The sequence below is a fragment of the Streptomyces sp. WZ-12 genome (assembly GCF_028898845.1).
Classification (GTDB): domain Bacteria; phylum Actinomycetota; class Actinomycetes; order Streptomycetales; family Streptomycetaceae; genus Streptomyces.
On the sequence record NZ_CP118574.1, the window covers coordinates 2,144,112 to 2,155,751 of the forward strand.

At 73.3% G+C, this 11,640-nt stretch carries 9 protein-coding genes; 2 read left to right on the forward strand and 7 right to left on the reverse strand.

Annotation, left to right across the window (positions count from 1 at the left end; translation table 11 throughout):
* The 5 genes from PV796_RS09200 to PV796_RS09220 all read right to left on the reverse strand — a co-directional run bounded on the left by PV796_RS09200 (position 1) and on the right by PV796_RS09220 (position 6,729).
* On the reverse strand, positions 1 to 1,473 hold the full coding sequence (locus tag PV796_RS09200) for an AlkA N-terminal domain-containing protein (protein ID WP_274912447.1): 1,473 nt from the start codon (positions 1,471 to 1,473) through the stop codon (positions 1 to 3).
* A 317-nt stretch (positions 1,474 to 1,790) separates the two neighbouring features.
* Entirely contained in the window at positions 1,791 to 2,321 is a 531-nt protein-coding gene (locus PV796_RS09205) for an O-acetyl-ADP-ribose deacetylase (RefSeq protein WP_274912448.1), read from the reverse strand.
* A 32-nt stretch (positions 2,322 to 2,353) separates the two neighbouring features.
* Positions 2,354 to 3,775: a phytoene desaturase family protein gene (locus PV796_RS09210; RefSeq protein ID WP_274912449.1), complete on the reverse strand. Its 1,422-nt coding sequence runs from the start codon at positions 3,773 to 3,775 to the stop codon at positions 2,354 to 2,356.
* Between the two features lie 40 nt (positions 3,776 to 3,815).
* On the reverse strand, positions 3,816 to 4,712 hold the full coding sequence (locus PV796_RS09215; RefSeq protein WP_274912450.1) for an inositol monophosphatase family protein: 897 nt from the start codon (positions 4,710 to 4,712) through the stop codon (positions 3,816 to 3,818).
* A 211-nt stretch (positions 4,713 to 4,923) separates the two neighbouring features.
* On the reverse strand, positions 4,924 to 6,729 hold the full coding sequence (locus PV796_RS09220) for a gamma-glutamyltransferase family protein (protein WP_274912451.1): 1,806 nt from the start codon (positions 6,727 to 6,729) through the stop codon (positions 4,924 to 4,926).
* Between the two features lie 145 nt (positions 6,730 to 6,874).
* Here PV796_RS09220 and PV796_RS09225 point away from each other — a divergent pair, with 145 nt between their 5' ends.
* A complete protein-coding gene (locus PV796_RS09225) occupies positions 6,875 to 7,639 on the forward strand; it encodes an SIR2 family NAD-dependent protein deacylase (RefSeq protein WP_274912452.1) in 765 nt (254 codons plus the stop codon).
* Between the two features lie 120 nt (positions 7,640 to 7,759).
* Positions 7,760 to 8,878: a lipoate--protein ligase family protein gene (locus tag PV796_RS09230; protein ID WP_274912453.1), complete on the forward strand. Its 1,119-nt coding sequence runs from the start codon at positions 7,760 to 7,762 to the stop codon at positions 8,876 to 8,878.
* A 42-nt stretch (positions 8,879 to 8,920) separates the two neighbouring features.
* Here PV796_RS09230 and PV796_RS09235 read toward each other — a convergent pair whose 3' ends face one another.
* Positions 8,921 to 10,429 carry a CoA transferase gene (locus tag PV796_RS09235; protein WP_274912454.1) on the reverse strand — a complete coding sequence of 503 codons (1,509 nt, stop codon included), beginning with the start codon at positions 10,427 to 10,429 and terminating at the stop codon, positions 8,921 to 8,923.
* Between the two features lie 162 nt (positions 10,430 to 10,591).
* The gene (locus PV796_RS09240; protein ID WP_274912455.1) at positions 10,592 to 11,620 is read right to left on the reverse strand and encodes a GDP-mannose 4,6-dehydratase; all 1,029 of its coding nucleotides are present in this window, start codon (positions 11,618 to 11,620) and stop codon (positions 10,592 to 10,594) included.
* Between the last annotated feature and the right edge of the window lie 20 nt (positions 11,621 to 11,640).

Genomic DNA, 11,640 nt, shown 5'->3' on the forward strand with positions numbered 1-11,640 from the left:
TCAATTCGTCGGGAGGTAGTTGATGGGGTGGTCGCCGGTGGCCCAGAGGTACTGGACGGCGTAGGCGCGCCAGGGGCGCCAGCGGGCGGAGTGGCGGATCAGGGCGGCGGGCGTCGCGGGCATGCCGAGGTCGGCGGCGGCGCGGCGGAGGCCGAGGTCGGTGGGGGTGAAGGCATCGGGGTCGCCCAGGGCGCGCATGGCGATGGATTCGACGGTCCAGGGACCGATGCCGGGGAGTGCGGCGAGTCGGGCGCGGGCCTCGTCCCGGTCGCTGCCGACGCCGAGTTGGAGGGTTCCGTCGGCGAGGACGGCGATGAGGCCGGTGAGCGTGGTGCGCCGGGTGCGGGGCATCGCGAGGGTCTCGGGGTCGAGTTGGGCGAGGGCGGTGGCGCGGGGGAAGAGGTGGGTGAGGCCGCCGCCGGGGTCGTCGATGGGTTCGCCGTGGGCGAGGACCAGGCGGCCGGCGTGGGTGCGGGCGGCGGCGGTGGAGACCTGTTGCCCGAGGACGGCGCGGACCGCGAACTCGTCGGCGTCGGCGGTGCGCGGCACGCGGCGGCCGGGGGCCTTGTCGACCAGTGGCGCGAGTTGGGGGTCGGTGCGCAGGAGTCCGTCGACGGCCTCGGGGTCGGCGTCGAGGTCGAGCATCCGGCGGCAGCGGGCGATGGCGCCGGCGAGGTCGCGGAGGTCGGTGAGGGAGAGGCGGCAGTCGATGTGGTCGGGGCGGGGGGTGAGGGCGACGATGCCGTGGCCGTAGGGGAGGTCGAGGGTGCGGCGGTAGGCGCCGTTCCGCCATTCCTCGACGCCGGGGACGGCGGTGGCCGCGAGGTGTCCGAAGAGGTTGTCGGGGTTGAGGGGTTGGCGGAAGGGGAGGCGTAGGGCGAGGGTGCCGGGGGCGGTGGTGTGGGGCCCGGGGCCGGTGCGGGTGCGGAGTTCGGTCGGGGAGAGGCCGAAGACCTCGCGGACGGTGTCGTTGAAGGTGCGGATGCTGGCGAATCCGGCGGCGAAGGTGATCTCGGCCATGGGCAGTGCGGTGGTCTCGATCAGGAGCCGGGCGGTTTGGGCGCGTTGGGCGCGGGCCAGGGCGAGGGGGCCGGCGCCGAGTTCGGCGAGGAGTTGGCGTTCGATCTGCCGGGGGCTGTAGCCGAGTTGGGCGGCCAGGCCCGGGACGCCCGCGCGGTCGACGACGCCGTCGGCGATCAGTCGCATGGCGCGGGCGACGAGGTCGGCTCGCTCGTCCCATTGCGGGGAGCCGGGGCTGGCGTCGGGGCGGCAGCGTTTGCAGGCGCGGTAGCCGGCTTGCTGGGCGGCCGCCGCGCTGGGGTAGAACGTCATGTTCTCGGGCTTGGGGGGCACGACCGGGCAACTGGGCCGGCAGTAGATGCCGGTGGTGCGGACGGCGGTGTAGAACCAGCCGTCGAAGCGGGCGTCCTTGGACTGCACGGCGCGGATACAGCGCTCGGTGTCGGTGTGCATGTCTTCAGGATTGCTCAGTCGCGGGGGCGGCGCTGGCGGAAATCCGACATCGACCTTGGCTCATCAGGGCGGACGCCAGTTCCCCTCGTCACCTCGGTTGGCGGCTGTGCCGTTGCCTGCCCTGTTGTCTGGTCCATGAGCTGGTCCATGAGCTGGTTCGTCGCCTGCCGCGTCGCTGTCTGTGCGGCCCGTGGGCCGTCAGTCCGGGCCGAACACCCGGCGTCCCCGTTGCCCGACTCCCGTTCCCACTCCCCCGTCTGCGGGGCTGAGCGGCCGCGGAGGTGCTTCCGGGAAGTCAGCCGGTGGCGTCAGGGTGTTCAGTCCTCGGCGAGGGCGGCCTCGTAGGCGGTGCGGGCGCGGTCGTCGAAGACCACGAAGCGGATCTCGTCGAAGGCGTCGGGGGTGGTGGCGAGGGCGGCGCGGACGGTGGCGACGGCGGTGCGGGCGGCGTCGGCGAGCGGCCAGCGGTAGACGCCGGTGGAGATGGCGGGGAACGCGACGGTGCGGGCGCCGAGTTGGGCGGCGGCGCGCAGCGACTCGGTGTAGCAGGAGGCCAGGAGGGCGCTGCGGTCCTCGGTGCTGGAGTGGACCGGGCCGACGGTGTGGATCACCCAGCGGGCGGGGAGTCGGCCGGCGGTGGTGGCGACGGCCTGGCCGGTGGGCAGGCCGCGGCCGTAGTGGCCGGCGCGCAGGGCGCGGCACGCGTCGAGGATGTCGGGGCCGCCGCGGCGGTGGATGGCTCCGTCCACGCCTCCGCCGCCGAGGAGGGAGGAGTTGGCGGCGTTGACGACGGCGTCGACGGTCTGTTCGGTGATGTCGCCCTGGATGAGGGTGAGGGTGGTGCTCATGGGGTGAGGGTAGGGGCTGGCCGGTGGGGAGGTCAGTGGCCGGTGGTGCACAGGCGGCGCCAGACGGCCTTGGCGGCGTAGTGGCCGGACATGCCGTGGACGCCGGGGCCGGGTGGGGTGGCCTGGGAGCAGAGGAAGACGGCGGGGTGGGCGGTCTCGTAGGGGACGCGGGTGAGTTTGGGGCGGATGAGGAGGCGGAGGCCGGCGGCGGAGCCGGTGGCGGTGTCGCCGCCGACGTAGTTGGCGTTGCGGGCGGCGAGTTGTGGGGGGCCGGCGACGGCGCGGGCCAGGATCAGGTCGCGGAAGCCGGGGGCGAATCGTTCGATCTGTCGCTCGACGGCGTCGGTGGCGTCGCCCTCCCAGCCGTTGGGGACGTGGCCGTAGGCCCAGAAGGTGTGTTTGCCCTCGGGGGCGCGGGTGGGGTCGATGAGGCTGGGTTGGGCGGTGATGAGGAAGGGGACGGAGGGGTCGCGGCCTTGGACGGCGGCGTCCAGGGCGGCGGAGATTTCGCCGCTGGTGGGGCCGATGTGGACGGTGCCGGCGCGGTGGGCGTCGGCGGCGGTCCAGGGGACGGGGCCGGAGAGCGCGTAGTCGATCTTGAAGACGCTGGGGCCGTAGACGACGTTGCGGTAGGCGTTGCCCAGGCCGGCGATGCGGGCGAGCGCGGTCGGGGAGGTGTCGAAGACGTAGGCGCGGGCGGGCGGGAGGTCGTCCAGGCGCTTGACCTCGAAGTCGGTGTGCAGGGCGCCGCCGTGGGTGCGGAGCAGGCCGGCCAGGGCGTCGGAGATGGCCTGGGAGCCGCCGCGGGGCACCGGCCAGCCGTTGGCGTGGGCGGCGAGGGCGAACATCAGGGCCAGGCCGCTGGTGCCGAGGCCGCGGAGCGGGGCGATGGCGTGCGCGGCGAGGCCGGCCAGCAGGCCGCGGGCCTTCTCGTCCTGGAAGCGGCGGTTGAGGAGGGTGACGGGCTGCATGGCGACCAGGCCGAAGCGGGCGTAGGTCACCGGGTCTTGGGGCAGGCCGAGCCATTGGGTGCGGAGGAAGTCGTGGGCCATGGCGTCCCACTTGCCGATGAAGGGGGCGATGAGCCGGCGGTAGGTGCCGGCGTCGTGCGGCCCGAAGGACATCGCGGTCTCGCCGACGGAGTGCGCGAGGACGGCGGCGGTGCCGTCGGGGAAGGGGTGCGCCATCGGGAGGTCGGGGTGGAGCCATTTGAGGCCGTGCCGTTCCAGGGGCATGGCGCGGAAGGCGGGTGAGCCGGCGGCGAGCGGGTGGACCGCGGAGCAGGGGTCGTGGCGGAAGCCGGGGAGGGTGAGTTCTTCGGTGCGGGCGCCGCCGCCGATTCCGTCGCGGGCCTCGAAGACCTCCACGGACATGCCGCGGCGGGCGAGTTCGACCGCCGCTGTCAGGCCGTTGGGTCCCGATCCGATCACCACGGCGTCGAGCATCGTCGGCACCTGCGCCACTCCCCTCGTGTCCGACCCTCGTCGGTGAGGGTCAGTTGGCGGCTGCCAGCAGTCCGAGGATACGCCGCGCCGTTGCGGCGTCCCGTGCCGCGGTGAAGGGGAGTGCGTTGCCGCCCTCGATGCGGAAGGGTTCGCCGGCGACCGTGCCGCTGGCGCCGCCGGCTTCGTGGACGAGGAGGAGTCCGGCGGCGTGGTCCCAGGAGTTCTCCCAGCTGAAGGCGGTGGCGTCGAGCCGGCCCTGGGCTATGTGGAGGTATTCGAGGCCGGCCGAGCCGCAGGGGCGGGGGGCGACGCCGGGGGTGTTGAGGGTGGCCAGGGCGCGCTTTTGGTCGTCGTTGGTGAAGTCGGGGTGGGAGGTGGCGACTTCGAGGGGGGCGTCGGGCGCGGGGTGGCCAGTGGTGAGGGGCGTGCCGTTGAGGCGGGCGCCGGCGCCGCGGCGGGCGGTGGCCATCTGGTCGAGGGCGGGCGCGTACGTCCAGGAGGCGAGGACCTCGCCGCGGTGGGCGAGGGCGACGAGGGTCGCGAAGCCGGGGTCGCCGTGGACGAATTGGCGGGTGCCGTCGACCGGGTCGACGATCCAGACCAGGGCGTCGCCGTGGAGGGCGTCGAGGACGGTGGGGTCGGCGTGCACGGCCTCTTCGCCGACGACGAGGGAGCCGGGCAGGAGCGCGGTGAGGGCGGCGGTGAGGTGCTCTTCGGCGCGCCGGTCGGCGATGGTGACGAGGTCGTGCGGGCCGTTCTTCTCGACGATGTCCTCGGCGGCGAGCTGCCGGAAGCGGGGCATGATCTCGTCGGCGGCGGCCTGCCGGATGGTGGCCTCGACGGCGGCGAGGTCCAGCCCGGAGAGGTCCGGGGTGGTGCTGAGGGTGACGACGTCGGTGAGCTCCGTGGTGTCTCCCGCGGTGTGGGTCTTCAGTGCTTCGATCATGCATCCATCGAACCACGCTCCACTGACACTCCGGACGGCCTCCCGGTGAACTCCGGGTGCTGTGCGGGCTACCGGAGGGTGCGGCGGCGGCCGGAGTGGGGTCGTTCGTCCGCCCCCGACCTGCGGGTGTCACCACGGGTGGGGGGCGGATGACGGAGCGGTACGACGTGGGTCCGGCCGCGTCCTGCGGAGCGGGCCCGGCCGTTGTGGGTCAGCGGCCGACCGCGTATCCCTGCATGCCGCGGGGGTTGGCGGCGGCCGACAGCACTCCGGTGTGGGGGTCGCGGGCGACGGCGCACAGCCGTCCCTCCGTCCAGGCGCCGCCGATCGTGACGTCATGGCCTCGGCTGCGCAGTCCGTCGATGACGGGCTGGCCGATCCGGGATTCGACGGTGACGCTGCCGGGGCGCATGGCGCGCGGGTAGAAGGAGCTGGGGAAGGAGTCGGTGTGCCAGTTGGGGGCGTCGATGGCGCCTTGGAGGTCGAGTCCGCCGCGGACCTGTGGGCGCAGCGCCACGGACAGGAAGAAGTTGAGCTGCCATTGGTCCTGTTGGTCGCCGCCGGGGGTGCCGAACGCCATGACGGGGACGCCGTCGCGCAGGGCGAGGGAGGGGGTGAGGGTGGTGCGGGGGCGGCGGCCGGGGGTGAGGGAGTTGGGCAGGCCGGTTTCGAGCCAGGTCATCTGGAGGCGGGTGCCGAGGGGGAAGCCGAGTTCGGGGATGACCGGGTTGGACTGGAGCCAGCCGCCGGAGGGGGTGGCGGAGACGAGGTTGCCCCAGCGGTCGACGATGTCGATGTGGCAGGTGTCGCCGCGGGTGGCGCCGTCGCGGGCCACGGTCGGTTCGCCGGCGCCGGTCGCGGGGGTGGCCAACGGGTCGAGGCCGCGGGCGCCGGTGGCCACCGCGAGGGCGTGTTTGCTCAGGCGCGGGGTGCGGCCGTCGGGGCTGCCGGGCCGTAGTGCGGGGGAGGCGCGGTGGCCGATGAGGGCGCGGCGGGCGGTGTTGTAGTCGGCGCTGAGGAGGGTGGTGAGCGGGACGTCGTCGGTGGCGTCGCCGTACCAGGCTTCGCGGTCGGCCATGGCCAGTTTGCAGCCCTCGATGAGCAGGTGGACGTAGTCGGGGCCGGCGTGGGCGGGCAACTCCTCGGGGAGCAGGGCGAGTTGTTGGAGGAAGGCGGGGCCCTGGGTCCAGGCGGCGGCCTTGGCGACGGTCCAGCCGTGCCAGTCGTGGGTTACTGGTTGCTCGTAGGTGGCGGCGTAGGCGGTGAGGTCGTCGCCGGTGAGGGTGCCGGCGTGGCGTTCGCCGGAGGTGTCCATGGCGGGGCGGGCGGCGAAGGCGGCGAGCGCCTCGCCGATGAAGCCCTCGCGCCAGATGCGGCGGGCGGCCTCGATCTGCGTTTGGCGGTCGGTGGCGGCGGCCTCGACCTCGGTGAGGAGGCGGCGCCAAGTGGCGGCCAGGGGGCGGTTGGTGAGGAGTTCGCCGGGGCGGACGGGTTGGCCGCCGCGGAGGTAGAGCTCGGCGGAGGTGGTCCACTCGGTGGTGAAGAGGTCGCGGACGGTGGCGATCGTCTGCCCTATGCCTTCGACGGCGGGGTGGCCGTGTTCGGCGTAGCCGATGGCGTAACGGAGCACGTCGGCCAGGGACTTGGTGCCGTGGTCGCGCAGCAGCAGCATCCAGGCGTCGAAGGCGCCGGGGACGGCGGCGGCGAGCGGTCCGGTGCCGGGCACCAGGTCGAGGCCGAGGGAGGTGTAGTGGGCGACGGTCGCGCCGGCGGGGGCCGGGCCCTGGCCGCAGAGCACCTGCACCGGTCCGTCGGCGGGGGCCAGGATGAGGGGGACCTCGCCGGCCGGTCCGTTGAGGTGCGGTTCGACGACGTGCAGGGCGAATCCGGCGGCGACGGCGGCGTCGAAGGCGTTGCCGCCGTCCTCCAGGACGGCCATCGCGGATTGGGAGGCCAGCCAGTGGGTGGTGGCGGCCATGCCGAAGGTGCCTTGGAGGGTGGGGCGGGTGGTGAACACGGGCGGCTCCTCGGGGTCGTGGGGTGTTCCACCGGGTGCGTGGGCGGTGGTGGCGTTCCGATCAGTCGTAGCCTCCCCGTGTGGCCCGGATTCTCACCCGGGATGCGCGCTCGCCCGGTTCTTCCGCGTTCCGTAGGCTCGTTCCATGACCAGTGCCGACGCCCCGAGCAGTGTGGACGGCGGGTCCGTGCGCCGTCCTTTGGTGGCGATCCTGAGCGGTGCCGGGATCTCCACCGATTCCGGGATTCCCGACTACCGCGGTCCGCAGGGGTTGTGGCGGCGCGATCCGGAGGCCGAGAAGGTGGTCACCTACGAGACGTACATGGCGGATCCGGAGATCCGGCGGCGGGCGTGGCGGATGCGGCGGGAGAGTCCGGCGTTGCGGGCGCGGCCGAATGCGGCGCACGAGGCGGTGGCCCGTTTGGAGCGGTCGGGGGTGCCGGTGCGGGTGATCACGCAGAACGTGGACGGTCTGCATCAGCTCGCCGGGATGCCGGCCCGCAAGGTGTTGGAACTGCACGGCACGGCGCGGGAGGTGGCGTGCACGCGGTGTCATGTCCGGTCGTCGATGGCGGAGGCGCTGGAGCGGGTGGCGGCGGGCGAGGTGGATCCGGCGTGCCTGGTGTGCGGGGGGATCTTGAAGTCGGCGACGGTGATGTTCGGGGAGCGGTTGGATCCGCGGGTGTTGGGCGAGGCGGTGGGGGTGGCGAAGGCGGCGGAGGTGTTCTTCGCGGTGGGGACCACGCTCCAGGTGCAGCCGGCGGCGTCGCTGGTGGGGGTGGCGGCGGAGCACGGTGCGCGGCTGGTGATCGTCAATGCCGAGCCGACGCCGTACGACGGCGTGGCCGCGGAGGTGGTGCGGGAGCCGATCGGGACGGCGCTGCCGCGGCTGTTGGGGGCGCTGGGCTGACGCCGGGGCAGTCCGGTCCCTTTTGCCGGGAATGCTGGTGGTCGCGTTACGGTTGACGCCGCTGCCGGCCGCGCGCCGTGCGGGGGAACGGGCAGCCGGTTGTGGAAGGGCGGTAGGGCCGTGCAGGGCAAGCACCACGGTGAGTACAAGGTGCCGGGCGGCAAGCTGGTGGTCGTCGACCTCGATGTGGTGGACGGGGCGCTGCGCGACGTGCGGGTGGCCGGGGATTTCTTCCTGGAGCCGGACGAGGCGCTGGACGCCATCAACGGTGCGTTGGAGGGCGCGCCGGCGGAGACCGATGCGCGGGGGTTGGCGGCCCGGATCGACGCGGCGTTGCCGGCGGGTGCGGTGTTGTTCGGGTTCAGCAGCGAGGCGGTGGGCGTCACGGTGCGGCGGGCGGTCGCGGGCGCCCAGGAGTGGACGGACTTCGACTGGCAGATCATCCACGAGGGGCCGCAGCCGCCGGCGTTGCACATGGCGCTGGACGAGGTGCTGACGGCCGAGGTCGCGGCGGGGCGGCGGCCGCCGACGCTGCGGGTGTGGGAGTGGGACCGCCCGGCGGTGATCATCGGCAGCTTCCAGTCGTTGCGCAACGAGGTCGATGCGCAGGGCGCGGAGCGGCACGGCGTCACGGTGGTCCGGCGGATCTCCGGCGGCGGGGCGATGTTCGTGGAGCCGGGCAACACCATCACCTACTCGCTGTGCGTGCCCAACTCCCTGGTGCAGGGCCTGACGTTCGCGGAGAGCTATGCCTATCTGGACGACTGGGTGCTGGGGGCGCTCGGCGACATGGGCATCAAGGCGTGGTACAAGCCGCTGAACGACATCGCGACGGAGGCCGGGAAGATCGCGGGGGCGGCGCAGAAGCGGATGGTCAGTCCAGTAGGGGCAGAGCGCAGCGCTTCGGCTCGGGGCGGTGACGGGCGACGGGCGGGCGGTGCGGTGCTGCACCACGTGACGATGTCCTACGACATCGATGCGGAGAAGATGGTGCAGGTGCTGCGGATCGGCAGGGAGAAGCTGTCGGACAAGGGCACCACCAGCGCGAAGAAGCGGGTGGATCCGCTGCGTCGGCAGACGGGGCTGCCGCGGGACGAGGTCATCGCGCGGATGATCGCGTCGTTCCGGGCCCGGTACGGCGGGGCGATGGGGTCGGTGTCGGCGCAGGAGCTGGCGCGGGCCGAGGAGTTGGCGGCGGGGAAGTTCAGTTCTCGGGAGTGGCTGACGCGGGTGCCGTAGGGGCGCACCGCGGCCGGTGGGGGCCGGCCGCGGGCCGGGCGGTCAGGGGCGGGGCAGCCAGGCGGGGCGGTCGGCGCCGCGGTGGCTGAGGACGGTGCGGTAGCGGCCGGGGGTGGCGGACATGACGACCTGGTCCGTGACGCCCTGGTAGTGGCCCATGGGGGTGTCGGCGGTGAAGGTCTCCAGCGGGTGGTTCTCGTGCGGGCCGGGCGTGCCGGCCCTTTCGCGGGCGTAGTTCTTGTCGAAGACGCCCATGCTCACCGCCCAGAGGGCGACGCGGGTCAGGGAGATGTGGACGCGGTAGCTGCCGCCCTCGACGGCGCGGCGCCTGAGGGCGCGGCCGATGCCGGCGGCCAGCAGCCAGCCGCAGATGTTGTCGTTGATGACGCCGATCGGCGGCAGCGCGGGCCGGCCCTCGTCGCCCTCCAACATCAGCATCCCGGAGACGGCGCCGGCCACTTGGTCGAAGCCGATCCGGCCGGCCCACGGTCCGGTGCGGCCGTGCAGGGAGACCGTGGCGTGGACGATGCCGGGGCGCAGGGCGGCCGCCTCTTCGGCGGTCAGGCCGATCTTGGCCAGGTAGCCGGGGCGGCGGTTGGCGAAGAACACGTCGGCGCCGCGCAGCAACTCCCGGACGGCGGCGGCGCCTTCGGTCCCGTAGGGGTCGAGGGTGGCCTGGCGCATGCCGACGTTGGCGGTGCAGTAGAGGGTGTCGTGCTCCAGCTCGAAGGGGCGCCAGAGGTTGAGGACGTCGGCGCCGTGCAGGGCGAGGGCGCGGCCGGCGCCGGCGCCGGCGATGACGTGGGCCATGCCGAGGGCGCGGATGCCGTCGAGGGGTTGGGCGGCGCCCGCGGGGAAGGGTTCGGGCTCGCTGTCGCCGATCTTCTCGATCTCGATGAGCGGCAACTCGGCGAGCACGTCCTGGTATTGGGCTTCGGCCATCAGTTCCGCGGTGGTGCGGACCATGGGCAGGACGGTGCCGGCCTCCTCGGCGGCCGCTTCGAGGTCGGTGGCGCGCCAGGTGGCGATGGCCGCCGCGGCGGCGGAGGCGTCGTCGGGGATGCCGAGGAGTTTCGTGGCGGCCAGACTGAGCTTGGGGTAGAAGTTGGCCGGCATGATCCAGCGGTCGTCGGCGGTGCGGTAGAAGCCGATGGTGACGCCGTCGCCGACGATCGCGGGGGTGGCGGGCGGGTAGCCGTTGAGGCGTTCCCAGCGGCCGGGCTCGGAGATGGGGGCGAGGCGGCGGGGGCCGCGGCGCAGGTCCATGGTGATGTCCTGGCCGGCGCCGCCGCGGTCGCGCCAGATCGCGGCCGCCACCGCGGACTTGGTGACGAGGGCGAGCGCCGAGGCGGCGCCCAGCCGCAGCGGGCTGGGGACGATCGGGTCGGCGCCGCGGAAGGTGAGGGTGCCGCCGGTCTCGTCGGGCGTCATGTCGATTCCGGCGAGGATGTCGGCGAGTTCGCGGTGCGGGTCGAAGGCGTCGTCGGTGGCCGGGGCCGCCAGCGCGGCGGTGAGGCGTTCGGTCAGGCGCGGCGCGGACGGCTCGGGCACGGAGTGCTCCTCGGTGTCGTCAGGGGGGTGACGGTCAGGGTGGTGGGCGGGAGCGGCGCGGGGCCGCGCCCGGGGTCGGGGTCGCCGGGCGCGGGGCCGGGGCGGGTCCCGGGCGGGGCGCCCGCTGGTGCCGGGGGCCGTCGGGTAACGGGGGGTGGTGGCTCACCATTCGCTGAACAGGTACTCCTCGCGGTTGGGTTGGGCCTGGCGGCGCAGGTCCGCCTCCACCATCAGCTCGATCAGTTCCCGGAAGTTGACCTTGGGCTGCCAGCCGAGCTCCGCCTCGGCCTTGGCGGGGTTGGCGCAGAGGGTGTCGACCTCGGCCGGGCGGACCAGCGCCGGGTCGAGGTAGACGTACTCGTTCCAGTCCAACCCGACGGCGTCGAAGGCGATTTGGAGCACGTCGCGGACCGAGTGCATCACGCCGGTGCCGATGACGTAGTCCTGGGGCTCGTCGCGTTGCAGCATCAGGTGCATGGCCTGGACGTAGTCCGCGGCATAGCCCCAGTCGCGTCGGGCGTCGAGGTTGCCCAGCGGCAGCTTGGACTGCAGGCCCAGCTTGATCCTGGCCGCCGCGAGGGTGATCTTGCGGGTGACGAACTCGGTGCCGCGGCGCGGCGATTCGTGGTTGAACAGGATGCCGGAGACGCCGAACATGCCGAACGACTCGCGGTAGTTCTTGGTGATGAAGTGGCCGTAGGTCTTGGCGACGCCGTAGGGGCTGCGGGGGTGGAAGTGGGTCGTCTCGTGCTGCGGGGTCTCGGTGACCTTGCCGAACATCTCGGAGGACGACGCCTGGTAGAAGCGGATCTGTTGACCGCGGGGTGCCGAGGTGGAGCCGTTGAAGCCGCTGAACATGCGGATCGCCTCCAGCATGCGCAGCACGCCCAGTCCGGTGACGCCGCCGGTGAGTTCGGTCTGCTGCCAGGACAGCGGGACGTAGGAGATGGCGCCGAGGTTGTAGACCTCGTCGGGCTGGGCGAAGTCGAGGGCCTTGACCAGGCTGCTCTGGTCGAGCAGGTCGCCGTCGACGAGCTTCACGTCGGGCAGTAGCCGGTTGATGCGGGGCCGGTGCGGGTTCGCCTGACCGCGTATCAGGCCCCAGACCTGGTAGCCCTCGTTGAGCAGGTGCTCGGAGAGGTAGGAGCCGTCCTGCCCGGTGATTCCGGTGATGAGTGCGTGTTTGGCCATGTGCTTTCCCCCAGATGCCT

Bases quoted from the DNA above. Each gene is read 5' to 3' on its own strand.
- PV796_RS09215 (WP_274912450.1), bottom strand. From the start codon at position 4,712: ATGATCGAAGCACTGAAGACCCACACCGCGGGAGACACCACGGAGCTC.
- PV796_RS09205 (WP_274912448.1), bottom strand. From the start codon at position 2,321: ATGAGCACCACCCTCACCCTCATCCAGGGCGACATCACCGAACAGACC.
- PV796_RS09225 (WP_274912452.1), top strand. From the start codon at position 6,875: ATGACCAGTGCCGACGCCCCGAGCAGTGTGGACGGCGGGTCCGTGCGC.
- PV796_RS09240 (WP_274912455.1), bottom strand. From the start codon at position 11,620: ATGGCCAAACACGCACTCATCACCGGAATCACCGGGCAGGACGGCTCC.
- PV796_RS09200 (WP_274912447.1), bottom strand. From the start codon at position 1,473: ATGCACACCGACACCGAGCGCTGTATCCGCGCCGTGCAGTCCAAGGAC.